Here is a 24,053-nt window from a genome sequence, read left to right as displayed (position 1 = left end):
GGCTACGACACCTCCCTGTCAGGGCTGGGGGCTCCGCCTTCCGCCGCGGATGGGCGGCGGCGCACCGGATCCGTGGCGATGCTGAGCAGGACGGTCTTCATCGTGCCCACGACCACGAGGAAGACGCCGATGTCAAAGAGCACCGCCGTGGACCAGTGCAGCTCGCCCAGAAGGGGCAGCACGATCACCCCTGCGCTGTGCTCCATGAAGGCATGTCCCGCCAGTGCCGGACCCAGCACGGTCGCGAACGAGATCAGCAGGCCGCCGCCCAGCAGGTACTGGGGAGGGAGCGGGAAGATGGCCTGCGCGGCGTCCGTGCCGAACGCCACCCCCTGCATGGCGATTGCCGCCGCGATCAGGAGACCGGCGATGAAGCCGCCGCCCGGCTCGTGGTGGCCCCGCAGCAGGATCCAGACGGCGAGGAGCTTCAGGCCGTACAGCGACGTGTGGACGACAACCCGGACGATCGGGTTCTGTTCGATCTGCGCGCGGACCATCTAGCTCCTCCCCCCTTTCGCCTGGTGGTCCTTCCGCAGCCGGATCAGCATGTACACCGCGAGTCCGGCCACGGTGAGCACCGTGATCTCCCCCATCGTGTCGAACCCGCGGAAATCCACGAGGATCACGTTGACGACGTTGTTCCCGCCGCCCAGCCGGTAGCTGTTCTCCACCAGCCACTCCGCCACCCTTGGCGGAAACAGGCGGGCCCCGTTGGCCAGAAGCGTGACCACCGTGCCCAGCGCGCCGACGCCGATCGCCACCAGCAGGTTGGTATTCAGCCTGCCCGGCCTGCGCGGGTAGACCGTGATCTGCCGCAGGTGCGGGAAGACCAGCAGGAAGAGCACGGTGGTGATCACCTCGACGACCACCTGCGTGAGGGCCAGGTCCGGCGCCCGGAGGAGGGCGAAGAGCAGCGACAGCGGCAGGCCCACCAGCGAGATGGACATGACGGCCGCCAGGCGGCTGGTGACGCGTGTGCTGGCCACCGCACCGGCGACGATGATCGCCATCAGCAGGAGCTCCCAGGGCCCGACAGGCGACAGCGTGAGCTGCGGGATTCCGGCGCGCCGGACGATCATCGTCCCGAAGAAGAGCACCACCAGGGCGCCCAGGGTGTATGCGAGGTAGTCGCGCAGGTAACCGGTCATCTGCCGGTTGGTGATCCACTTCGCCGCCTTCTCCACCACCTGGTTCTTCCACCAGAGGAGGTCGTACAGGGCGTTCAGATGGTACCGCTGCGGGGTGAACCGCCGGAAGGCAGCCAGCACGCGGGGCAGCCCCGCGTAGGCGAGCACGCCGCCGCCCAGGGCGATGGCCGTCATCAGCAGGGCGGGGGTGAACCCGTGCCAGAGCGCGATGTGCGGCAGGTCCGCCGGCCCCTGCAGCACCGCCGCCACGGCGGGGGTGACAATCGCCGACTCGACGAGCCCCGGGTAGATGCCGACGGCGACGATGATGACCGCCAGGAGCAGCGGAGGCACCAGGATGGACGGCGACCCTTCCTCCGGCACGTCCGGGGTCTCGTGGGGCTCGCCGAACCAGATCTTGTGCCCGAGGATGAGGCAGTAGAGGGTCGTGAGCAGGGAGGCGCCCGTCGCGACCAGCGCCCCCGCCGCGCCCATGGAAGAGCCGTGGACCGCTGTCAGGAACATCTCCTTGGAGAGGAAGCCGTTGAGCAGCGGTACCCCGGCCATGGAGGCGGCGCCCACCATCGCCAGTCCCGCGGACACGGGCATGGCCCTCCGCAGCCCCGAGAGGAGCGGGATCTCACGGGTGCCGGTCTGGTGGTCGATGATGCCGACGACCATGAACAGAAGCGCCTTGAACGTGGAGTGGTTGAGCAGGTGAAACGCGGCCGCCTGGGTGGCTTCCGGGGTTCCCAGGCCGAACAGCCACATGATGAGACCCAGCTGCGAGATGGTGGACAGCGCGAGGACGGCCTTCAGGTCGGTCTTCTGCACGGCGAGGAAGGATCCCACCACCATCGTCACCATGCCGACCGCGGCCACGACGGGCACCCAGAGCGGGTGCGTGTGGAAGATCGGCCAGAGGCGGCCGATCAGGTAGAGCCCGGCCTTGACCATGGTGGCCGAGTGCAGGTAGGCAGAGACCGGCGTGGGGGCCGCCATCGCGTCGGGAAGCCAGATATGGAAGGGAAACTGAGCAGACTTGGTGAAGGCGCCGATCAGCAGCAGGACCAGCGCCACGGTGACCAGCGGGTGCCCCAGCAGCTCGGCCTGTTTCGCGAGCAGCGCCGACAGCTCGAAGGTGCCGCCCACCGTGCCGAGAATCGCCAGGCCGCCCAGCATGCAGAGGCCGCCCCCGAAGGTGATCAGGATCGCCTTCAGGGCGCCGTACTGGGCGTCGTCGCGGGTGTTCCAGAAGCCGATCAGCAGGAAGGAGCTGATCGAGGTCAACTCCCAGAACACGTACATGAGCATCAGGTTGCCGGCGTACACCACGCCGAGCATCGCGCCCATGAAGAGCAGGAGGTAGGCGTAAAACTTCCCCAGGTCCTCCCGGGCGCCCAGGTAGGGAATGCTATAGAGGACGACGAGCGTGCCGATCCCGGCAATGAGCAGGGCAAACAGCCGGCCCCACCCGTCGACGTGTATGGAGAGGTCGATCCCCAGTTGCGGGACCCACGGGATGACCAGCGACATTTCGGGGGTCAGCACCACGAGGACGAACGTCACTGCAGCTACGGCGGTCGCCGCCACGCCCAGGCGCCACCGGAGCCACCGGTAGAGCACGGGCATCATGAAGGCGGCGATCAGCGGAAGTGCGATCGATGCCAGCGCCTGCGCCAAAGCAACACCTCCCTGACGTGCTGAATCACGGATCCGTCCGCCCCTGCGCCCGGCCTCGGGGCGGCGCACCGGGGGTTCAGGAGTCTTCAGACGAGAGCGGAACTTCGCAAAGTCCCCTGTTCACAAAGAAAAAGATCCAGGTCCCACGGCACGGGGGCGCTGGAGCCTGAACAGGTGGAGTCGCTGCCTTCCATCCCCTCGCTTCTGAAACTGCTCCTGATATCTCACCAAATAACGATACCAAAAAGCTATGTCCTCTGTCCAGAAGATCGTCCAAAAACGTCAATCTGGATTTCTGCCAGCGAAAAACCAGGTAGGAAGGACTTTTTGAAGGGACTGCGAACCCTTAATCAACAGCTGTTGCTAGGAGGATGCAGGGTGATTTTCGTCCGAGAGCTGTCGGCCGAGGAGCGCGCCGAGCTGGAGCGCGCCGCCCGGCGCCGCCACCGGGTGGTGAGCAGCCGGCGGGCGGCCATCGTGCTCGCCTCGGCGCAGGGGCTGACGGCGCCGCAGATCGCCCAGCGCTTCCACTGTTCCGTCGACCACGTGCGCCACGTCATCCACCACTTTAACGAGCACGGCCTGGACGCGTTGAAGCCGGCGTACTGCGGCGGTCGACCCCGGGTCTTCGATGCCAACCAGCGGGCCCGCATCGTGAAGCTGGCCCTCACGCCCCCCCAGGTCGCTGGGTTTCCGTGGCCCTGCTGGTCGCTCTCGCGCCTGCAGGAGGCCCTCGTGCAGCTCCACATCGTCGACGGGATCAGCAAGGAGACCATCCGGCTGGTGCTGGACGAGGCCGGGGTGCGCTGTCGGAGCAGGGGGGCGTGGCGGCTCGCGGGGCGCCGCGCCCGCAAGGGCGCGACCCACGCCGCACCCGGCGATTCCGGTGAACTCCCGACCGACTGAAACGGGCCATCGCGCGCATCACCAGCCCCCCTCACGCGGGGCGGGCTGGTGATGCGCGCTCTCAGTTGCCGTTCAGGTGATGAAGGTTCTCCCAGGTGACCTCCCTCCAGTCGGCGGGCGCCTTATCGAGGAAACCCGCCTCTTTCATGAACGTGACGATCTTCATCAGACCGTGGGGTTCGATGGTCCAGACCACGTCCGGGTGGGTAATCTGCGCGATCAACTCGTCCCGGTCCGTCCGGTCGCCCAGCCGGATCATCAGGTCCGCGGCCTCGGCGGGGTTCGCCCTCACCCATTCCGTCGCTTCGGTGTACGCGTCCACCAGGGCCTGGTAGAGCTCCGGGTTCTCCTCCTTGAACCGGGCAGGCACCACCATCACGTTGAACGTGTGCTTCTGGCCCATGGTTTCGTACGAGTCGACGATCTTGGCGATGCCGGGCTGCTGCCGCTCCCGCTGCAGGTAGGGCGGCGCGGTGTAGTGGAAAGTGATCTCACTTCCCGCCAGGAGCGCCCGCTCGCCCTCGGGATGCGGCATGGCCACCAGCAGTTCGTCGAGGGCCCGGGGATCGCCCAGCTGCTTCTGGGCCTCCATGGCCAGCATCACATGCTGGATCGAGTTGATCCCCGGCAGGGCAATCCGGTCCTCCGGCCCGATGTCCCTGAGGCTCGTGGCGCCCGGTTTGGCACTGTTCAGGCCGATCGGCATGTCCTGCATGGCCGCTGCGATCTTCCAGTCGATCCCCTTTCCCCAGCCCACGAAGAACGGGCCGAGGCCCATGAAGACCACGTCCGTGGACCCGGCCAGGACAGCCTCCGTCAGGGCTCCCCCGCCCCCCAGCTGCTGACGGGTCACCTTGACGTTGCCCAGCCGTTTCTCGATCAGCCGGTGTTCCACCATCACCTCCACCGGCAGGTAGCCGGTGCCGAACTGGTAGCCGAGCCGGATCTCGCCGTAATCCTTCGGGGCCTCTGCCCCGTCCTCCGCCTCCCCGACGGGGGCAGCCCCCAGGGAACCCGCCGGCCTTCCCGCGCAGCCGCCCAGCAGGACGCTCATCAGCAACACGGCGAGGCCCCGGAGAAGGAGGCCGGCCGTCGCCCGCTTCCGCACGCTCATCCCCTCTCCTCCTCCTCAGCCCGCAGACATTCCCCACCTGCGGATGGTCCGGCGCTCCAGCACCTCGAAGAGCGCCTCAGCCAGAAGGCCAAGGGCGACGATGGTGACGAGGCCGCAGAACACGCCGGCGGTGTTCAGGTTGTAGCGTTCGACGTTGATCATCCAGCCCAGCCCGCCTGCCTGGCCGCTGGCACCGAAGACCAGTTCCGCGGCGATCACCGTGCGCCAGCCGAACGACCAGGCGATCTTCACCCCGGTCAGTATGTAGGGCAGCGCCGCAGGCAGGTAGACGTGCCGGATCAGGCCCCAGCCCCGGAGGCCCAGATTCTGCCCCGCCTGTCTCCAGGTCAGCGGCACGGTCTCGAAGCCGGTGTGCATGTTCAGCGCCAGCGACCACACCACCGAGTTGGCGATCACGAACACCAGGGACCGGGGCCCGATGCCGAGCCAGAGCAGGGCGACGGGCAGAAGGGCGATGGCGGGCAATGGGTTCATGATGGTGGTCAGGGTCAGGAGCAGGTCCCGCCCCCACCGGCCGGCGGTGGCGAGGGCCGTCAGGCAGAAGGCGGTCAGGATGCCGATGGACATGCCGGTCAGCACCATCTGCAGTGTGTGCAGCGTGTGGCGCAACAGGCTGCCGTCTCGGATGTACTCACCGAAGGCCAGCAGAACCCGGCTGGGAGCAGGCACCAGCAAGGGGTTGACGTCCGCTGCCCGCGCGTACCCTTCCCAGAGGGCGAGGAGGACCAGGACGACAACCAGCTTGTTCCCCCCGTTCCTCACGACGCCATCTCCCCTGCAACCCGGTCCTGCTCCAGCAGCTGGCGGATCACCCGGCGCAGTTCGGCTCCCTCGGGCCGCTCCAGCAGGGTGACGCCGGTTACGGCCGGCTCGATGATCTGTCTGACCCGGCCGGGTGACGCCGACAGCACCACGATGCGGTCCCCGAGCACCAGGGCCTCCTCGATGGAGTGGGTGACGAAGAGCAGCGTCTGCCCGGTCTCGGCCAGCATGCGGTTCACCTCGGCCTGCAGGAGCGACCGGCTCTGGGCGTCCAGGGCGGCGAACGGTTCATCCATGAGAAGCACAGCCGGGTTCAGCACCAGCGCCCGGGCGATGGCCACCCGCATCTTCATGCCGCCGGAGAGCTGGTGCGGGTAGAGATCGCGCCACCGGCTCAGGCCCACCAGCGAGAGGACCTCGTCGATCGCCCGCTCGGCCTCGCGGCCGGTGACTCCCCGCGCCACCCGCAGGGCGAACGACAGGTTCCCGGACACCGTCAGCCACGGAAAGAGCTGGTCAAACTCCTGGAACACGAACGCACGGTCCGGGCCGGGGCCGCTGACGGGAAGGCCGTCCACGCAGACCGACCCCGCCGCAGCCCGTTCGAATCCCGCCACGATCTTGAGCAGGGTGGACTTGCCGCAACCCGACGGCCCCAGGATGACCACCTTCTCACCCTCCCGGACGTCGAGATCGATCCCGTTCAGGGCGGTGATCGTCCCCCGGGCCGTGCGGTAGGTGGCGGTCAGCCCGCGGATCTGAAGCTTCACATGCCGCATCTCCTCACCTCGCACAGGCTGCCTCACCGCGCCAGCAGGGCCAGCCCCGTTGCGGCGATGAGCGCCGACAGGGCCGTGACGAACCCCCGTGACGAGAGCCGGCCGTTGAGCCGCTTCCCCAGCCAGCCGCCCAACAGCATGAGCGGCGCACAGAGCAGGCCCAGCAGCACGTGGCGCGGCTGCAGCACATCCAGGTACCAGTAGGAAACCAGCCGGAACAGGTCGACGACCATCAAGGTCGCGGTCAGGGAGGCGACGAAGGCCACCTTCTCCAGGCGCGGCAGCAGGTACATGGAGAAGAAGAGGCCGCCCGAGTGGGCGATGCCGCTGACGACGCCACCGGTGAAACCCAGGAGCACCGCCGGGCCCGGCGCCCAGTCTCCTGCAGGCGACACCGCCGCCCCCCGGCGCAGGCGCGCAACCTGCACCACCGCGAAGGACACGGCGGCCACACCGATGGCCCTGCGCAGATGGGGCGCGGGCGCCTGCGCCAGGAAGACGCTGCCCAGCCAGAGGCCCGCCAGCGCAGTCGGCAGCAGCCGGCGGAGGACGGGCCAGTCCCACCGCCGCCAGTGGGCGGCCAGCGCGGCGACGCTGCTGAGGAACATCACCGGCGCCGTCATCCCCATGGCCTGCCTGGGCTCCAGGAACAGCGCGAGCACCGGGCCGAAGAGCACCCCGGCGCCGAGCCCGAACGCGGTCTTGACGAAGCTGGTGCCCAGGCTGACGATGGCGACGATCAGCCACTCCAAGCGGAATCGCGCTCCCTTCTCCCCACCTGTATGCCGGAGCCCGGCGAGGGGGTCTCTTCCGTTTCCTGCCAATCGGAAGCGCCGGGGTGCGGGTTGCAAGAGGCGCGCAGACGCCCCTGTCACGGCGGGCCGCTGCTCAGGGTGCAGGCAGCGGGTCCGCTGCGCGTGACAGGGGCGGAACGGCGGGTGTCATCGTCCGGGCGGGCCGTACGGGCATGGGCAGACGAGCCTGTGCAGTCGGTGATCCATCCGGGACGGGCACAGGGGATGACCGCACCAGCGGTCATACGCGACCGGTGCTTCCTGCGGCGACGGGTCCGCTCCGGCGGAAAAGCCCTCCCACCGGGGGGCGCGCTCCCGCGGAGCCGGTCGAGCCGATTCCGCGGCCCTGACGAGCACCGCCGCGGCGCCGGCAGGCGCGGCGGCCATGCCGACCGCAGCGAGGCACACCATCCGGAGGAATTCCCTGCGGTCAAACCGGGGCCGGCCGCAAGGAGGAACGGCAGGGCTCTCCTGACGGGCAGAGCGGAAATCCAGTGGGTGCCACCCCCTCCCATGGCTCTACCACATTCTCTCCCCACGCTTCCCGCATTATGAAGGGGCGCGGCCCCGCCCGGGCCGCGCCCCTGTCCCGCCCCAGGTGCTCAGTGGCCTTCCAGCGGCCGTCCCTCCCCACCCGTGATGATCCACTCCCGGATCTCGCAGTCCTCCATGCCCGATGCGACCAGCGGATCGGCTGCGGCTACCGCCTCGGCCTCCGCCAGCGACGCCGCCCGGATGACCGTCATCCCGCCGGTACGGTCGGCGAACGGGCCGCAAAGCACCAGGCGCCCCTGCTCGGCAAGCCGCTTCAGGTGCGCACGGTGGGCCCGCATGAGCTCGTCGGTGATCACGCACCCCGGTCGGCGGGTGAGCCGGATCATGTAACACGTTTCCACGGACATCCCTCCCCCGCCATGGTAGCGGGGCTGCGGTGCCGCCGAACAGGGACAAAGCGGCCCCCGACCGTCCAAAAACGGTCAGGGGCCGCCGCTGCTTCGCCCTTCCCCGGCCGGCGGACCGCCCGGGCGGCCCTGCCGGCTCTAGCGCGGCTTTGCGGGCTCCATGTTGACCTGGTACCCGCGGATCGTGGCGCCCTGCATCGCCTGCATCACCTGGGCGGCGACCTCCTTGGGCACCTCCACGAACGTGAACCGGTCATAGATGTTGATGATGCCGATGGACGAGCCCGGAATGTTGGCCTCCTGCGCGATGGTCCGCACGATGTCCGCCGGCTGGATCGCCTGAGCGCGGCCGACGTTCAGGAATAAGCGGACCATCCCCGCCTCGGCGCCGGTGTCGCCGAACTCCATCTGCGCCTGCTGGGCGGGCTTGCCCTCGCCCGAGACCAGCTTCAGGGCGGCGGCCACCAGGTCGCTGGGGTCGTACTCGGCCAGGAGGTCCTCGGCCAGCTCCCTGAACTCGCCGAGCTTATCCTCCTCGAGGATCTTGATCAGCCGCTCCTTCAGCTGCTCCCGCTGCTTCTCCGCCACGTCGCTCAGGGTCGGCACGGGCCGGCGCTGCAGCCGGGCCTTGATCACCCGCTCGATCAGCCGGAGCTGCGGGAACTCCCGGGGCGTCACCAGCGTGATGGCGGTCCCGGTGCGCCCGGCGCGCCCGGTGCGGCCGATGCGGTGCACGTAGCTCTCCGGGTCCTGCGGGATGTCGTAGTTGAAGACGTGGGTCACGTCGGAGATGTCCAGCCCGCGGGCGGCGACGTCCGTCGCGACCAGCAGCTCGATATAGCCCTCCTTGAACCGGCTCATCACGCGGTTGCGCTGCGCCTGGTTCATGTCGCCGTGGATGCCCTCGGCCTGGTAGCCCCGGGCCTGCAGAGCCTCCACCAGCTCGTCGACGCCCTTCTTGGTGCGGCAGAAGCAGATCCCCCGCTCCACGTTCTCGATGTCCAGGATGCGGGTGAGCGCCTCGGTCTTGAACGACGGCCGCACCTCGCAGAAGTACTGGTCGATCTGCGGGACGGTGAGCTGCTGGGGCGTCACCGAGATCGTGATCGGGTCCCGCATGTACCGCCCGGCCAGACGCCGGATCTCCGGCGGCATGGTCGCGGAGAAGAGCAGCGTCTGCCGCTCCGCGGGCGTGTTCTGCAGGATCTTCTCGATGTCCTCGATAAAGCCCATGTCCAGCATCTCGTCGGCCTCGTCCAGGACCACCATCCGCACCTGGGACAGGTCCAGGGTGCTCCGGCCGAGGTGATCCAGGATCCGGCCCGGCGTGCCGATGACCACGTCCACCCCGAACCGGAGCGAGCGGATCTGCCGCTCGATGGACTGGCCGCCGTAGATGGCGATGGTCTTCACGCGCGCGTGGCGCCCGATCTTGGTGATCTCCTCCGCGACCTGGATCGCCAGCTCACGGGTCGGGGTGAGGACCAGCGCCTGCACGGCCCGCTGACCGGGAACCAGCCGCTCGACGATGGGCACGCCGAAGGCCGCGGTCTTGCCCGTGCCGGTCTGCGCCTGCCCGATCACGTCCTTGCCCTGCAGCAGTGCGGGAATCGCCTGCGCCTGAATCGGCGAGGGCTCCTCAAACCCCATATCGTCCAGTGCCTTCAGCACCTTCTCGGACAACGCTAAATCACGAAATGTCAACTTCGTTTCCGTCATCACAAACCTCTCCTCAGTTCCCGGGCCCGCACGCAATTTCCATTCATTTTACCGCAACGTCCCACGGTCGTGAAGGGTCAAGTTCGGGCGCTCACATCCGGGACAACTGTTTTACAGACGGCGCGGCCCCGGGAACGGATACGCCCCGAGGAGCCGAAGGGGCCCGAAGGCCCCTTCGAAGGATTCCCTGTTTCGGTGCCCGCGCAAACGCGGGACAGGTCGGCCCGCGCCACCGCCGCGACTCGGCGGCTACTTCACGTCCTTCAGGCGCATCAGGTCGTCGGCGAACATGCGCGCCGAGCCCAGGTTCGTGGCCACCGGGATGTCCCGCACGTCACACAGCCGGAGAAGCCCCTGCACGTCCGGTTCATGGGGCATCGCCGTGAGGGGGTCCCGCAGGAAGATCACCATGTCGATCTCCCCGGTGGCCACCCGGGAGCCAATCTGCTGGTCCCCGCCCAGCGGGCCCGACAGGAAGCAGTGCACGTCCAGTCCGGTGTGCTCCCGGATCAGCTTCCCCGTGGTGCCGGTGGCGAACAGCTGGTGCCCCTCGAACGCGGACTTGTGGTCCTTCACGAACTTCAGCATGTCCTGCTTGCGGTTGTCGTGGGCGATCAGGGCGATGCGCAAGGCCAAACCCTCCTCCTTTACGCGGACTCCGCCCCCCACCACGGCGATGGGGGGCGGCGCTGACGATGCTACAGACCCTTGGAGGCGATGTAGGCGGCCAGGTCCACCATGCGGTTGGAGTAGCCCCACTCGTTGTCGTACCAGGAGACCACCTTGACCAGGTTGCCGTCCAGCACCAGGGTGGACGGGCCGTCGACGATGGAGGAGTTGGGGTTGCCCTTGAAGTCGACGGACACCAGCGGCGCCTCCTCGAAGGCCAGGATGCCCTTCATCGGACCCTCGGCCGCGGCCTTCAGTGCGGCGTTGATCTCCTCCTTGGTGGTCGGCGTGGCCAGCTCAGCGGTGAAGTCCACCACGGAGACCACCGGCGTGGGCACCCGCATCGCGAAGCCGGTCAGCTTGCCCTTCAGCTCGGGGATGACCAGGGCGACGGCCTTCGCAGCGCCGGTCGTGGTCGGGATGATGGAGAGCGCACCGGCCCGGGCGCGGCGCAGGTCCTTGTGCGGGTAGTCCAGGATGACCTGGTCGTTGGTGTAGGAGTGGATCGTGTTCATCATGCCCTTCACCACGCCGAACTTGTCGTGCAGGACCTTGACCACCGGCGCCAGGCAGTTGGTGGTGCAGGAGGCGTTGGAGATGACGTGGTGGTTGGCCGGATCGTACTGCTCGTGGTTGACGCCCATCACGATGGTGATGTCCTCGTTCTTCGCCGGCGCCGAGATGATGACCTTCTTCGCGCCGCCCGAGGTGATGTGCACCTCGGCCTGCTGCTTGTCGGTGAAGCGGCCGGTGCACTCCATCACGATGTCCACGCCGTGCTCCTTCCAGGGGATCTGCGCGGGATCCTTCTCGGCGTAGACCCGGATCTCCTTGCCGTTGACGATAATGCTGTTCTCGGTGGCGGAGACCTCCGCGTCCAGGATGCCGTAGTTGGAGTCGTACTTCAGCAGGTGGGCCGACGTGGCCGGCGGGGTGAGGTCGTTGATGGCCACGATCTCGATATCGGGCCGGGAGAGAGCGATGCGGAACACGCGCCGACCGATGGAACCGAAACCATTAATGCCAATGCGAATCGTCATACCGGTGCTCCTCCTTCTTGACTGGTCTCCTATTTCAGCGTGGGTGTGCGGAAAAGCTCCTCTATGACCAGGGCGGCGCCCCCCAGGGGCCCCGCGTCCTCCCCCAGCTCGGTGCGGACGATCTTCACCCGCTCCCGAAGGGCCGGGAGCGTCCGCTCCAGGGCGGCCTGGCGCAGCGGCTCGATCAGGTAGTCACCGGCACGGCTGGTGCCGCCGCCGATGATGACCATCGCGGGATTCAGCAGGTTGATCATGGCGCCGATGCCGATCCCCAGGAAGCGGCCGGCCTCGGATAGTATCTCCTGTGCGACGCGGTCGCCTGCATCGGCCGCCTCGATCACCGTGGTGGCGATGACCTTCGACGGGTCGCCGCCGCAGAGCTCGCGGATCAGCGTTTCCTCGCCCTGGGCCATGCGCTGCACCGCCCGCCGGGCGATGGCGATGGCGCTGCCCACCGTCTCCAGGCAGCCGTCGCTGCCGCAGCGGCACCGCAGGCCCCGCTCCTTCACCATGATGTGGCCGATCTCGCCGGCGCCCTGGTGCGCGCCGCCGTACAGCCGGCCGTCGATAATGATACCGGCGCCGAGGCCCACGCCCACCCGGATGAAGGCCAGGTTGTCCACGCCCTGGGCCGCGCCGAAGGAACGCTCGCCCCAGGCCATGGCCCGGGCGTCGTTCTCGATCCACACCGGCAGCGACAGGCGCTCCTGCAGCATGGGCGCCACGGGCAGGTCGCGCACCTGGTAGTGCGGAGAGTACCGCCAGACGCCCTCTTCGGGATCGATGACGCCCGTAATGCCGATGCCCACGCCGGCCACCGGCGTCGGCGGGCCGTACCGGGGCGTCTGGTCCAGCAGATAGCGGACGGCCCGCTCCAGCTGGTCCACCTCGATCAGCGGGTCCCGGGATTCCACCCGCTGCTTGAAGCGGTGAAACACGTTCCCCGCCAGGTCGGCCAGCACCGCCCGCACGTGTCCCGCGCCGAGCTCGGCGCCGATCACCCAGCGGGCCCGGGGGTTGAACCGGAGCAGGATGGGCGGTCGCCCGCCCGACGACTCGCCTGTGCCGATCTCCTCCACCCAGCCTTCCTCCAGCAATTCGGCGACCACAGCGGAGACGGTCGGCCGGGTGAGGCCCGTGCGCTCAGCCAGGTCCGCCCGCGACATGGCGCCGGCAGAGCGAACCAGCCGAAGCACCCGCTGCTTGTTGATGGCCCGAATCAACTCCGGCCCAACCAACACGGCACTTCACCCTTTCGTAAAGACGGTTAACGAAGTCTGCTGAGGAAGAGCCGCTGACCAGCGGCTTCTAACCCTATTTTGCCGCAATCTGCCGGTTGCGTCAAGAGTGTTCATAAAGCGGGTTAACAAAGAACGAAAACCCTCTCTCCTCACGGCCGCCCGCCGCCCTTCAGTCCAGGTAGCCCAGCAGGTACCGCCGCACCATGGCCAGGGCGTGCACCGCGGCCCGCTCGCGGACGCCGTCCCGGTCGCCGTGCAGCCACAGTGTCTCGGCCCAGGTGCCGGCCGGGAGCGGCCCGCCGCCCTGCCGCCCCCGCCCGGCCAGGGCGAAGCAGACCGTGCCCACCGGCTTCTCCGGGGTGCCCCCGTCCGGGCCGGCGATCCCGGAGACGGCCACGGCCACGTCCGCCCCCGACCGCTGCAGGGCCCCTTCCGCCATTGCCCGGGCCACGGGCTCGCTTACCGCTCCGTGGGCGGACAGCAACTCCTCCGGGACCCCCAGCAGGCTCACCTTCGCCTCGTTGGCATAGGTGACGAAACCCGTGCCGAAGTAGCGGGACGAACCGGGAACGTCCGTGATCCACTTCGCCACCAGGCCGCCGGTGCACGACTCCGCCGTGCTGAGCGTCATCCCCCGTTCGGCGAGCAGCCGGCCCACCGCCTGCGGCAGGGTCTCCTCGTCCGAGCCGTAGAGGAACCGGCCGAAGCGGGACCGGATCTCCGCCTCCAGGGGGGCGATGCGGGCGTAGCCCTCGGCCTCGTCCGCCGCGCGGGTGGCCAGCCGCAGGTGGACCTCAGCCACCTTGGCGTACGGCGCGATGGTGGGGTCCGTCTGAGTCGCCATCAGATCCCGCAGCCCGTCGGCCAGGGCGGATTCGCCGATGCCCACGAACCGCAGCGTCCGGGTGACCAACCTGAGCGGCCGGCCGCCGCTCCGCGCGGCGAGGTAGGGCGCCACGTGGGCCTCAAACATCGGCCGCAGCTCGCCCGGCGGGCCGGGCAGCAGGATGACGACCTTGTCCCCGTCCGCGGGGATCATCAACCCCGGCGCGGTCCCCCGGTCGTTGGGCAGCACCCGGGCCCCGCGGGGCACCATGCACTGCCGCCGGTTGTTCTCCGCCATGCGCCGTCCGCGGCGGGCAAACCAGATCTCGAGCTGCGCGAGCAGCTGCGGATCCAGCTCCAGCGGCCGCCCGGTCACCTCGGCCGCCACCTCGCGGGTGATGTCATCATCGGTCGGCCCCAGCCCGCCGCTGGCGATCACGAGGTCGGACCGGCTCAGGGCCTGGCTGAGAACCGCTCTGAGGCGCGCGGCGTTGTCGCCGACCACCACCTGGTGATAGACGTCCACGCCCAGCTGGGCCAGCTGCCGGCTCAGGTACTGGGCGTTGGTGTTCAGGATCTCTCCCAGGAGCAACTCGGTGCCCACGAAGACCAGCTCAGCGATCACCTGTTTGCCCTCCTCCGCCGCCGGTTTCGCCGGGGGAGGTTTCGCCGCGCCCCGGCCCCAGTCCTGCGCCAGGCATGCGGATCGTTCCGGCGGGCGCATACTATCGGCAGCCTCGGCCGGGGGGTGCAGAACTTGCGCTACCGCGTGTCAACCCGAAGCGGCAGCACGCCGCACCGGCTCCGGGTGCACCGGCTGGCCGGCCAGTCGCTCCAGCTCGAGGCCTACTTCCGGTCCCTGGGCCTGGCCCGGGAAGCCGATCTGGCGCGCCGGATGGCCGTATCGCCCCGGTCCGAGACCCGGCTGTTCGAACTCGTTCACCGCAACCCGGCGCTTCCCGTCCCCGCCCGTCTCGGGCAGGCCGAGGCCCTGATGGACCTGTACTTCGGACACAGCCAGGACCTGACGGTCCGCCACATCTCGCTGGAACCGGGGGCGGTGCCGGCGATGATCGTCTACCTGCCCACGATGGTGGACGAACCGCGGCTGGACCAGAGCCTCCACTCGCTGCTGCAGCCGGCCTCGGCGGCGGAGCGGCCGCCCGCGGCCCGGGATGTAGTGGGCTGGATCCGGCACCACCAGGTCAGCGCTCCGGATACCAGTGAGGTCGTCCAGATCCGGCAGGCGGCCTTCGCCGTCTCCGAGGGCATGGCGGTGCTCTTCGTCGAGGGGTCGGGATGCGCCCTGGCCTTCGACGTCACCGGCGGCCCGCAGCGGGCCATCAGCGAGTCCAAGACCCAGCGGGTGGTCCGGGGCCCCCGGGAGGGCTTCATCGAGTCGATTCACGTCAACCTCACCCTGATCCGCCGCCGCGTCCGGGACCCCCGGCTGCGGGTCGACATGCTCACCGTCGGCGAGTTGACCCGCACCCGGGTGGCCGTCTGCTACCTGGCCACCGTCTGCAAGCAGTCACTGATCGATGAGGCAATGCGGCGCATCCGCCGGGTGAAGGTGGACGGCATGCTGGACAGCGGCCAGCTGATGGAGTTGATCGAGGACACGCCCTGGACCGTCTTCCCGCTGGTCCGGGCCACCGAGCGGCCGGACGCGGTGGTGGGCGGGCTCCTGGAAGGCCGCTTCGCCATCGTCGTCGACGGAAGCCCCTGGGTGCTCGTGGCGCCCTCGACCTTCATGGACCTGATCCACTCACCGGAGGACTACTTCGAGCGTTTCCCCGCCGTCGTGCTGGTGCGGATCCTCCGGGTGCTGTTCGCCGCGGTCGCGCTCTTCGGCCCCTCCATCTACGTCGCCCTGACGACCTTCCATCGGGAGACGATCCCCACCAATCTCCTGCTCACGATCATGGCGGCCCGCGAAGGGATCCCCTTCCCGGCCGCGATGGAGGCATTCATGATGGAACTCGGCTTCGAGATCATCCGGGAGGCCGGCGTGCGCATGCCGTCCCAGCTGGGACAATCGGTCTCCATCGTGGGCGCCCTGATTCTGGGCGAGTCGGCCATCCAGGCCGGTATCGTCTCGGCCCCCATGATCATCACCGTCGCGGTCACCGCGCTGGCCAACCTCATGCTTCCCGATTACTCGACCGCGCTGGCCCTCCGGATGCTGCGGTTCCCCTTGCTGATCCTGGCCGGGACCTACGGGGCGTACGGCCTGATCCTGGGGGCGACCGCGCTGCTCATTCACCTGCTCAGCCTGCGGTCCTTCGGCACGCCCTACATGGCGCCCTTCGGCCCCCTCCTGCCGTCCGACCTGCGCGACACCGTCGTCCGGTCCCCGCTCTGGGCGCGGCAGAAGCGCCCCGCCGCGGTGGAACAGACCGATCCCGTCCGGGCAGGCCATGGGATGAAACCCGGTCCCGGGCCGGTGCGGCGCGCGGGAGCACGGCGATGAGGCGGGTCGCCGCCCTGCTGTTGCTGCTGCCGCTGCTCACGGGTTGCTGGGGCCGGCTGGAGCTGGCCGACCTCGCGCTGGTCATCGCCCTGGGCGTCGACCTGGCGGACAACGGCCTGTACGAGTTCACCTTCGGCATCGCCGGACCGCCGGTGTCCCACATGAAGAATGCGCCGCAGGGGGACGCCGGGATTCCCAGCCGGATCGTCGTCACCCAGCGCGGCCGCAGCTTCGCCGGGGTCCTGCGGGAGATCGAACTGCGTCTGCCCCGCCGCATCAATCTCACCCACACCCTGGTGGTGTTCATCGGCGAGCGACTGGCGGAGCACGGTCTCGGCGACGCGCTTGACTTCGTCCTGCGGGCGCCCGAGTTCCGCCTGCAGGGGCTGATCGTCATGGTGCGCGGCGGTCCCGTGCGGACGCTGCTGGAGACGGAACCGCTGATGGAGAACCTCCAGACCAAGGCGCTCACCGAGATCGCAAAGGCCCACATCGGCCTGGAGGTCCGGCTCTGGGAGTTCTTCTCAGCCCGGGCGACCACGTACCGCGCCCCGCTGCTGCCGGTGATCGAGCTCATGGAGAGCCCCGACACGGGGGCGAAAGGGCAGCGGTACGCCGCCCGGCTGGGCGGGGCCGCGGTGCTGCGGGGCGACCGGGTCGCCCTGTACCTGGACGCCCGGGAGGTACGGGCGATCAAGTGGCTGCGGGGCCGCGGGCGGGACGGGGTCATCACGGTTCCCTGCGGTGACGAGCCGGGGCCGGAGAGCGTGTCGTTCCGCGTCGTCCAGGCCGGGCACCGGGTTCGCCTGCACCGCGGCGGCAAGCCGGCGTTTGCGGTGGCCCTGCGGGGCCGGCTGCGGGTGACGGAGATGCAGTGCCCCCGGCCTCTCGTGGAACCGCAAGTCCACGAGCAACTGGTGCAACGGGCCGAGGCCGAGCTGCGGGACCTGATGGAGCAGGTCATCGCCAACCTGCAGGAGGCCGGGGTGGACCCCGTGTTCTTCGGCGAGCACGTGCGCGCCCTCCGGCCGGGCCTGTGGCGCACCGTCGGCGAAGAGCGTTGGGGCGAAACCTGGCGTGAGGTTCCCGTCACCGTGTCCGTGGACTTGCGCCTGCACACCACGGGGCTCATGCGCAATCCGCTGCGGAGCTGAGAAGGGGGATGTCCGTGGGGCACCGGGTCCTCATCAGCCACCAACAGCTCATGTTCCTGGTCTACACGCTGCACTTCTCCGCCACGGAGCTCCTCCTGCCCTCCAGCCTGGCCGAGACGGGAAAGAGCGGGGGCTGGATGGCGCCTCTGGTCTCCTTCTTCCTTTCGGCCGTTCCGGTGGCGCTGATGCTGGGCCTTCTGGTCCGCCGCCACCCGCACCTGGGGCTGGGGGCGCTGTCACACCACCTGCTCGGTCGGTTGCCGGCCCGTCTGCTCATGTTGCTCACAACGCTGTTCAACGTAGGGCTGACGGCCCTCTGCCTCCGCGATATGGTGGAGGCCATCCCGGTGGCGATCCTGCCGGTTACCCCGACCCTCGCCGTGGCCCTGCCTTTCCTCCTGGTCGCCGGGTACGGCGCTTACTGCGGAGCCGAGGTGCTCGCCCGGCTGGCCTTTTTCTTCATGGTCATCGCCGTGTCCCTCTTCTCGCTGGTCGTGGTCACCCTGCTGAGACTCGTCCGCGCGCTGCACCTCTTGCCCCTGTGGGACCAGTCGCCCCTGCAACTCGTCGCCGCCGCGTGGCCCACCACGGGATGGTACGCGGAGTCGTGGACGTTCCTTCCTCTGGCGGCCATGGTCGATCGGCCGCAGTACGCGGGAAGGGGCCTCATCGCAGGGGCGCTGATCGCGGCGGTTCACCTGATGAGCTGCACCGCGTTGTCCATCGGCATCTTCGGTCACTCGCTGGTCGCCCACTTCGCCTTCCCGATCCATGCCCTCTTCCAGCAGATTACCATCGGCGAGTTCGTGGAGCGGCTCGACGTCATCCTGATCACGATCTGTCTCCTGGGCATGATAGTGAAGACGGCCACTCACCTGTGGCTGGCGGTGGACGCGGCCCAGTTCGCGCTGGGTCTGCGCAACCAGCGGCCGCTGCTGCCCGCTCTCGGCCTCGCGGCCGTCCTCTGGATGCTGAGCATCCCGAACCTGCCCTGGCTGTTCGCCTTCTCCACCACGGTCTGGACCCCGTTTTCCCTCTGCCTGGGGCTGGGAGTTCCAGCCCTGCTCCTGGCGGCCTCGTGGATCCGGGAAAGGCAGTACAGGCCGCCCGACATCTCATCCTGAAAAGCGAATCTCGGAGTCTGAGGAGGCGGTCACGTGCAGAACAACCCTCGTCCGCGGCCGGTGCGCCGCCTGGCCAGGTCCTTCCGAAGCGCCGGCGGCCCGCAGCAGAATCCCGCCGGGTCGCAGGCCCCGGCTCAGCAGCCCGGCGGTCCCCAGGACGCACCCCCGCAGGGCCGCGACCAGGCGTACCTGGAGCCGCAGGGGGCACAGCAGCCGCCCTGGCTGCCCTCGCTGAACGGGGAGACGGCTGCATCGATGCTGACCGCCCTGCGCGCCGCCAAGCAGCAGCTGGTGCAGGAACTGGAGGCTAACCTGAAGCAGCTGAAGGCAGTGCTGGAGGAGACCCACCGCATCCAGAAGCAGATGGAGGCGGTGCTCATGGAGGCGCGCGCGGAGATCGGCCTGCAGCAGCGCGCCGGCGGCCACGGCCAGGACCAGCAGCCCCAACGGCAGCAGCAGCCGCAGGCGCGCCAGCCGCAGGCATGGGGGCAGATGCAACAGCCGCAGCAGTTGCAGCAGCCGCAGGCACAGGGGCAACCGCCGGCACAGGGGCACCTGCAGCAGCCGCAGGGGCACGGAGAGCCGCAGCCGCCGCAGGCACCGGGACACGGCCGGCCGCAACAGCCCCAGGCGCCGTCCGCCGGGGCGACAGGCGGTCCCCGGGGCGCCCAGCCGCCGAGCCCGGGCGCGCCGGGCCCGCGGCGGCCCCGGCCGCCACTCTCCTCCGACCCGCCGCCGCCCTGGGAGCCGCCGGAGCCCGCGTCCGAGCCGGGCTGGTCGCCCTGGCAGCCCCCGGTGTAGCGCCGGCCGCGCGCAGAAGCGGCGCCCGCAGGCGCCGCTTTCGCAGTGTTGGCTATGCGGTTTCCGGCAAGGGGGGGCCCTGCACGGGCGGCAGCGGCGGTGCGTCCGCCAGCATGCGCCGGATCGCCTCGCCGTCGATCGCCTCGGTGTCGACGAGGACGTCGGCCACGCGCTGCAGCAGCGGCCGCCGCTCGGCCAGGAACCAGGCCACCATCTCCCGCTGATCGGCGATGATCCGCTGCACCATGGCGGCCTCCAGCCCCTTGTCGAGGTTGGCGGGATCCACAATGCCCAGCGGGCTGAGGCCGGCGTGGACGATGTGGCGGGCCAAGGCGGTCGCCTGCTCAAAGTCGCCCGCCGCGCCCGTGGACGCCTCGCCGAAGAACAGCTCCTCCGCCAGGAAGCCGGCCAGGGCCACCTGGATGCGGGCCTCCAACTGGGACCGGGTGTAGAGGTACTGGTCATCGGACGGGCTCGTGCGCACGTACCCCATCGCCCGCCCGCGCGGCGTGACGGTCACCGTCGCCACCGACCCCGGATCCACCCACTCGCCGACCAGGGCGTGGCCCGCCTCGTGGACCGCGACCCGGCGCTTCTCTTCCTCCGTCGGCTTCCGGTCCAGCCGCTCCCCCAGCATCACCTTGTCCACGGCCTCGACCAGGTGGCGCTGCCGCACCTCGCTCAGCCCCTCCCGAAGCGCGAGGATCGCGGCCTCGTTGGCCAGCGACTCCAGGTGCGCCCCGGAAAAGCCGAAGGTCTGGCGGGCGATGGCCTCCAGATCCACGTCGTCGCCCAGGGGCTTCTGCCGGGTGTGCAGGCGGAGGATGGCCAGCCGCGCCTCCTTGTCCGGGAGGTCCACGTTCACCATGCGGTCGAACCGGCCCGGGCGCAGCAGCGCCGGGTCCATCATGTCGGCCCGGTTGGTGGCGGCCATGACCAGCACCTGGATCTCCTCGTCCACCGCGATGCCGTCCATCTCGGTGAGCAGCTGGTTGAGGGTCTGGTCGTACTCCATATGGGTGCTGTGCGACCCCCGCCGGGCGCCGAGCACCTCGATCTCGTCGATGAAGATGATCGCGGACCGCTTCCGCTCCTTCCGGGCGAGCTCCCGGGCCCGCCGGAACAGCTCCCGAACCCGCTGTGCGCCGACGCCGGCGTACATCTCGACGAACTCCGATCCCGCCGCCGCCAGGAACACGGAGTCGGTGTGATGGGCCGCCGCCTTGGCCAGGAGCGTCTTGCCGGTGCCGGGCGGCCCGGTGAGCAGGATGCCCTTCAGGGGCCGGATGCCCATGCGGGCGATCTGCTCCCGGTTGGCGATGAACTCGATGGCCTCCAGCAGCTCCTTCTTTGCCGCCGCCTGTCCGCCGATGTCCTCGAACCGCACCTGAGGGACGGCCGTGGTGGCCGGGCTCCTGACCGCAGCCGCCGAGGGGCCGCGCAGGACGGACGACTGGTACATCAGCCAGACGAGACCGGCGAGGAACACCACCGGCAGCACGTTCACCCCGGTGATGGCGAGGTACGCCAGCACCGCGGCTGAAGCGCCCAGGAGGACCTCCTTGAGGGGAAAGCTCTTCACAGGCCGGTCCCCCCTCCCTGCGGTGCGGCCGGTGGCCAGGCCGGCCGTTCGACGACCCTGTAAGCGTAGGCGTCGGCCTGCCACACGGTCAGGTACACCCGCCGGTCGTCCACCGCCATGTGCGCCCGGGCCCCGGCCGCAGCGGCCTCGGCGGCGATCCGGTCGGCCATCCCGGTGAACGCGCCCGTGGCCACCGCCTCCTGCACGAACAGGTTCAGCCGCTCGACCAGCGGCTCCAGCTCCCCGGCCCCGCTCCCGGCGACGGCGATCACATACTGTCCGTCCTTCAGTATCTGGCGGACCCGGCGGTCCACCTCCCCATAGACCTTCCGCAGGCTTGCGCCCGGAGCCGGCTCGATGGTGATCTCCGAAACCCCGCCCACCGCTGCGAGGTGATAGGCGGCCAGCCCGTCCACGCCCGCAAGGGCAGTCACCAGCGGCTGATCGATCGTCTGACTGCGCACCAGCTGCCCCGCCCCGAACAGCCCTGCCAGGGTCACCGCCAGCGTCACCAGCACGACCGGCCACCGCAGCTGCCGCAGATTCACAACGCATCCCCCCTGCACGCGCCCGGACAAAGCGACGCCACGAAGACGTGCTTCGTGGCCGCCTGATCTTTAACGCAAAATCTTTAATGTAACGGAGTATCTCCAGTATAGCATGCAAAGGGCCGGCGCACGGCTGGTACATTCTGCGGCGCTGTGCAACGGCTGGATCGTTTCCCTGGTCTCCTCCTGGCCGTTGCGGACTTGTTACAACGTTGTAACATTCCCGCTGTATACTGAAAGTGTGTTGAACCCCCCTCTGTGTCTTTCCCTCTACCCTCGCGGTCCATCCGGGACCGCTCCCTTTTTGCGCGCAGGAGATTCCGTCGCCGTCAGGGAAGGAATGGGCCGGTGCACATCGGCTGCGCAAACGAGGTGATGCAGCTCATGAACGGCAAGCAGCGTGAGTGGGTAGAGACGTTCCGGTCGCAGCAGGCTCTGTACCAGGCCTTCGGCCAGTGTGTGCAGCAACTCCTCAGCCACCTGCTGGACGAGGCCAACATCCCGATCAACGGCATCACCTACCGGGTCAAGAGCGTCGACGCGCTGGCGGAGAAGCTGACTCGCCCGGGCAAGGACTACGAGTCCCTCATCGAGGTGACGGACCTGGTGGGCGTGCGGGTCGTCACCAACTTCGCCGACGACGTCGACCGGGTCGTGCGGGTGATCGACCGCCACTTCGAGGTGGATCTGGACCATTCCGAGGACAAACGCCCCCACGACCCGCACTGGTTCGGCTACTCCTCGGTCCACCGGGTCTGCCTCCTGCCCCCGGCGGTGCTGGCCAGGCCCGAGTACGCTCGCTTTGCCGGGCTGCGCTGCGAGATCCAGGTTCGCTCGATTCTCCAGCACGCCTGGGCGGAGATCGAGCACGACCTGGGGTACAAGGTCGCGGGAGGCATCCCCAGCAGCCTGCGGCGCCGGTTCTCCATGCTGGCCGGCCTGCTGGAGCTGGCCGACGACCAGTTCATGCGGTTGCGCGATGAGCTTAGCCTGTACTCGACCCGGGTGGTGGCCCAGATGCACGATCACCCGGAGAGCGTGGCGCTGGACCCGATCTCGCTGGAGACCTTCATCCGGCGCTCCGACCTCGTCCAGGCCCTGGATGAGGAGATCTCCGAGATGCGGGGCCGGCCCCTGATGGGACCGACCAAGGCGGTGCTGGAGGCCCGTGTGGAGGAGCTGGAGCACCTGGGCATCACCAACCTGAAGGACCTGGCGGATGCCCTCGAGCAGTCGCAGGAACGGGTCCGGTCGCTGGCGCGGCAGATCTACCGGGACGACCGGCGGCGGGGCCTGCCCATGTCGCGGGGCAGCTGCCTGAGCCTCCTGGTGCAGGTCCTCATCGGGCGCCGGGAGAGCCTGGACGAGATCCGGGCCCTGCTGGACCGCTTCAACATCGGCGCACCTGCCGCCAGGGACGAACGGGCGCTGCTCCTGAGGTCCATGGCACAGGGGTTGCCGGCCAAGCGGTAGCCCCGCCCCTCCATCGACAGAAAAGGCGGCGAGCGGCTGTCCGCTCGCCGTTTTCGTCTCGCCGTCCGGCGCCCTCTGAGTCACAGAGCGATGCGGGACACCGCCAGCCGCTGGATGTACTCCTTCAGGAACGCCTCCGTGAAGGCCAGGAGCTCCCGGTCCACCTTCTCCAGGGTGTCGCTGTACCAGTGGTAGTTGGGCAGCGACCCGTCCTCCAGGAAGGCCAGGAAGCTGATGGCCTGATAGCCGTGGGCGGCGGGGATCATGGCGTCCGTGGGAAGCAGCAGGTTGGGGCGCGCCTTCACCCGTCCCGGCCGCTCGGCCGCCATGATCCGGGCCATCTCCACCAGGTCCTTCCCGAACCGGTGATAAAGCGTCATGCCCTCGCCCTCCAGGTAGGTCAGGGTGCCGCCGCCCAGGTTGTCCAGGTTGATGAAGTAGGTCGAATCCGGGTCATAACGGTGGGCGCGGAGGAACGCCTTCATCCCCCGTGTGCCCACCTCTTCCGCGCCGGTGAGCACGAAGTGGAAGCGAACCCCCGGCAGCGGGTGGGCTGCGAAGTGCTCCGCCAGCGCGAGGGTCAGCGCGGCGCCGGTGGTGTTGTCGTTGGCGCCGTTGATGTAGCCGCCGCCGAAGGCGCAGGAAAGCAGGAAGGCGATGTGCAGCGCGAGCAGCACCGCCCCCGCCGCGAGGATCCACAACGGCCAGCCGGCCGCCGGCAGCACGGCGCGCAGCAGGAGCCCCAGGAACATGAGGCCCAGCGACCCGTAGGCCACGTTCAGGTAGGTCTGCACGTGGCGGGCCATCCGGGGATGGAAGAGCCATGTGGCGTGCTGGGTGTCCAGGTGGCCCGAGACCACCACCGTCAGCCGCTCGCCGCCCCGCTCCGGACGTCGGGCGATGACGTTCTGCGAGGTCACCTTGGGGGTGTAGAGATCCAGATCCAGGCCCCTGCCGGACATCTCACCCACCAGCGGAATCAGCAGCAGCACGGCGAGCACCAGCCCGGCCCAGGGCTGCCACCAGGCTGCGATTGCCCCGGCGGCCAGGTAGCCGAGCATGATCACCGCGGGGCCGATGTACAGCGTGTCCCGGGGCGCGCGGAAGCGCTGGATCTCCACGTCGTAGCCCATGTCCCGCAGCCAGCCCGCCGCCTCCTCCGCCGCGGCGGCCTCCTCCGGGCTACCCACGCCCCGGTGGGGATACCGGGTGAGCCGCTCCAGGTACGTCCATGCACCGTTCACGTCGCCATCTCCTTTCACGGCCGCCCCCCATCTCCGTCGCCCGGGCGGGGACTCTCCGCGCCGCTCCGCTGG

Annotated in this window: 21 protein-coding genes; 6 read left to right on the top strand and 15 right to left on the bottom strand. The window is 69.2% G+C overall.

What is annotated here, in order from left to right; genetic code table 11:
• Window positions 1-2: 2 nt before the first annotated feature.
• Window positions 3-497 carry an MnhB domain-containing protein gene (locus STH_RS08340; protein ID WP_011195785.1) on the bottom strand — a complete coding sequence of 165 codons (495 nt, stop codon included), beginning with the start codon at window positions 495-497 and terminating at the stop codon, window positions 3-5.
• Entirely contained in the window at window positions 498-2,810 is a 2,313-nt protein-coding gene (mbhE, locus tag STH_RS08335) for a hydrogen gas-evolving membrane-bound hydrogenase subunit E (protein ID WP_050742185.1), read from the bottom strand. It abuts the gene before it with no gap.
• A gap of 378 nt (window positions 2,811-3,188) precedes the next feature.
• Between mbhE and STH_RS18765 the strand changes: the two genes are divergently transcribed.
• Window positions 3,189-3,716, top strand: a complete 528-nt coding sequence (locus STH_RS18765) for a helix-turn-helix domain-containing protein (RefSeq protein WP_011195783.1) — start codon at window positions 3,189-3,191, stop codon at window positions 3,714-3,716.
• A gap of 61 nt (window positions 3,717-3,777) precedes the next feature.
• Here STH_RS18765 and STH_RS08325 read toward each other — a convergent pair whose 3' ends face one another.
• The 10 genes from STH_RS08325 to STH_RS08280 all read right to left on the bottom strand — a co-directional run bounded on the left by STH_RS08325 (window position 3,778) and on the right by STH_RS08280 (window position 14,207).
• Window positions 3,778-4,830: an ABC transporter substrate-binding protein gene (locus STH_RS08325; RefSeq protein WP_050742184.1), complete on the bottom strand. Its 1,053-nt coding sequence runs from the start codon at window positions 4,828-4,830 to the stop codon at window positions 3,778-3,780.
• A gap of 15 nt (window positions 4,831-4,845) precedes the next feature.
• On the bottom strand, window positions 4,846-5,613 hold the full coding sequence (locus STH_RS08320) for an ABC transporter permease (RefSeq protein WP_011195781.1): 768 nt from the start codon (window positions 5,611-5,613) through the stop codon (window positions 4,846-4,848).
• A complete protein-coding gene (locus tag STH_RS08315) occupies window positions 5,610-6,392 on the bottom strand; it encodes an ABC transporter ATP-binding protein (RefSeq protein WP_148205527.1) in 783 nt (260 codons plus the stop codon). The genes STH_RS08320 and STH_RS08315 overlap by 4 nt, the downstream gene beginning before the upstream one ends.
• A gap of 23 nt (window positions 6,393-6,415) precedes the next feature.
• On the bottom strand, window positions 6,416-7,144 hold the full coding sequence (locus STH_RS08310) for a sulfite exporter TauE/SafE family protein (RefSeq protein WP_011195779.1): 729 nt from the start codon (window positions 7,142-7,144) through the stop codon (window positions 6,416-6,418).
• 644 nt (window positions 7,145-7,788) lie between these two features.
• Window positions 7,789-8,082 carry a YciI family protein gene (locus STH_RS08305; RefSeq protein WP_011195777.1) on the bottom strand — a complete coding sequence of 98 codons (294 nt, stop codon included), beginning with the start codon at window positions 8,080-8,082 and terminating at the stop codon, window positions 7,789-7,791.
• A 144-nt stretch (window positions 8,083-8,226) separates the two neighbouring features.
• Complete coding sequence (locus STH_RS08300; RefSeq protein WP_011195776.1) at window positions 8,227-9,807, bottom strand: DEAD/DEAH box helicase; 1,581 nt, start codon at window positions 9,805-9,807, stop codon at window positions 8,227-8,229.
• Between the two features lie 249 nt (window positions 9,808-10,056).
• The gene (locus STH_RS08295; protein ID WP_011195775.1) at window positions 10,057-10,437 is read right to left on the bottom strand and encodes a methylglyoxal synthase; all 381 of its coding nucleotides are present in this window, start codon (window positions 10,435-10,437) and stop codon (window positions 10,057-10,059) included.
• Window positions 10,438-10,505: 68 nt separating this feature from the next.
• Window positions 10,506-11,516: a type I glyceraldehyde-3-phosphate dehydrogenase gene (gene gap / locus STH_RS08290; RefSeq protein WP_011195774.1), complete on the bottom strand. Its 1,011-nt coding sequence runs from the start codon at window positions 11,514-11,516 to the stop codon at window positions 10,506-10,508.
• Window positions 11,517-11,545: 29 nt separating this feature from the next.
• Window positions 11,546-12,757: an ROK family transcriptional regulator gene (locus STH_RS08285; protein ID WP_011195773.1), complete on the bottom strand. Its 1,212-nt coding sequence runs from the start codon at window positions 12,755-12,757 to the stop codon at window positions 11,546-11,548.
• A 169-nt stretch (window positions 12,758-12,926) separates the two neighbouring features.
• Window positions 12,927-14,207, bottom strand: coding sequence for a competence/damage-inducible protein A (locus tag STH_RS08280; RefSeq protein WP_011195772.1), 1,281 nt, complete (start codon window positions 14,205-14,207; stop codon window positions 12,927-12,929).
• 132 nt (window positions 14,208-14,339) lie between these two features.
• Between STH_RS08280 and STH_RS08275 the strand changes: the two genes are divergently transcribed.
• From STH_RS08275 to STH_RS08260, 4 genes are read left to right on the top strand one after another with little or no spacing between them, the layout of a single operon-like run.
• Window positions 14,340-16,055, top strand: coding sequence for a spore germination protein (locus STH_RS08275; protein WP_050742182.1), 1,716 nt, complete (start codon window positions 14,340-14,342; stop codon window positions 16,053-16,055).
• The gene (locus STH_RS08270) at window positions 16,052-17,209 is read left to right on the top strand and encodes a Ger(x)C family spore germination protein (RefSeq protein WP_011195770.1); all 1,158 of its coding nucleotides are present in this window, start codon (window positions 16,052-16,054) and stop codon (window positions 17,207-17,209) included. Before STH_RS08275 ends, STH_RS08270 begins: the two co-directional genes overlap by 4 nt.
• A gap of 8 nt (window positions 17,210-17,217) precedes the next feature.
• Entirely contained in the window at window positions 17,218-18,333 is a 1,116-nt protein-coding gene (locus STH_RS08265) for a GerAB/ArcD/ProY family transporter (protein ID WP_011195769.1), read from the top strand.
• 33 nt (window positions 18,334-18,366) lie between these two features.
• A complete protein-coding gene (locus STH_RS08260; RefSeq protein ID WP_043713811.1) occupies window positions 18,367-19,134 on the top strand; it encodes a hypothetical protein in 768 nt (255 codons plus the stop codon).
• A 52-nt stretch (window positions 19,135-19,186) separates the two neighbouring features.
• Here the strand turns inward: STH_RS08260 and STH_RS08255 are convergent, their stop codons facing one another.
• Both STH_RS08255 and STH_RS19360 read right to left on the bottom strand, forming a co-directional pair.
• Complete coding sequence (locus STH_RS08255) at window positions 19,187-20,716, bottom strand: AAA family ATPase (RefSeq protein WP_070105448.1); 1,530 nt, start codon at window positions 20,714-20,716, stop codon at window positions 19,187-19,189.
• Window positions 20,713-21,264 carry a hypothetical protein gene (locus STH_RS19360; RefSeq protein WP_011195766.1) on the bottom strand — a complete coding sequence of 184 codons (552 nt, stop codon included), beginning with the start codon at window positions 21,262-21,264 and terminating at the stop codon, window positions 20,713-20,715. The genes STH_RS08255 and STH_RS19360 overlap by 4 nt, the downstream gene beginning before the upstream one ends.
• A gap of 348 nt (window positions 21,265-21,612) precedes the next feature.
• Between STH_RS19360 and STH_RS17170 the strand changes: the two genes are divergently transcribed.
• Complete coding sequence (locus tag STH_RS17170) at window positions 21,613-22,737, top strand: GTP pyrophosphokinase (RefSeq protein ID WP_050742181.1); 1,125 nt, start codon at window positions 21,613-21,615, stop codon at window positions 22,735-22,737.
• An 80-nt stretch (window positions 22,738-22,817) separates the two neighbouring features.
• Here STH_RS17170 and STH_RS08240 read toward each other — a convergent pair whose 3' ends face one another.
• Window positions 22,818-23,981, bottom strand: a complete 1,164-nt coding sequence (locus STH_RS08240) for a M28 family metallopeptidase (protein ID WP_050742180.1) — start codon at window positions 23,979-23,981, stop codon at window positions 22,818-22,820.
• Between the last annotated feature and the right edge of the window lie 72 nt (window positions 23,982-24,053).

It is taken from the genome of Symbiobacterium thermophilum IAM 14863 (assembly GCF_000009905.1).
GTDB classification, from domain to species: Bacteria; Bacillota; Sulfobacillia; order Symbiobacteriales; family Symbiobacteriaceae; genus Symbiobacterium; species Symbiobacterium thermophilum.
Note: the sequence above shows the minus strand (reverse complement) of the source record. Positions and strands in the feature narration are given on the sequence as shown.

Bases quoted from the DNA above. Each gene is read 5' to 3' on its own strand.
- STH_RS08265 (WP_011195769.1), top strand. From the start codon at position 17,218: ATGTCCGTGGGGCACCGGGTCCTCATCAGCCACCAACAGCTCATGTTC.
- STH_RS08270 (WP_011195770.1), top strand. From the start codon at position 16,052: ATGAGGCGGGTCGCCGCCCTGCTGTTGCTGCTGCCGCTGCTCACGGGT.
- STH_RS08315 (WP_148205527.1), bottom strand. From the start codon at position 6,392: ATGCGGCATGTGAAGCTTCAGATCCGCGGGCTGACCGCCACCTACCGC.
- STH_RS08325 (WP_050742184.1), bottom strand. From the start codon at position 4,830: ATGAGCGTGCGGAAGCGGGCGACGGCCGGCCTCCTTCTCCGGGGCCTC.
- gap (WP_011195774.1), bottom strand. From the start codon at position 11,516: ATGACGATTCGCATTGGCATTAATGGTTTCGGTTCCATCGGTCGGCGC.
- STH_RS08340 (WP_011195785.1), bottom strand. From the start codon at position 497: ATGGTCCGCGCGCAGATCGAACAGAACCCGATCGTCCGGGTTGTCGTC.
- STH_RS08300 (WP_011195776.1), bottom strand. From the start codon at position 9,807: ATGACGGAAACGAAGTTGACATTTCGTGATTTAGCGTTGTCCGAGAAG.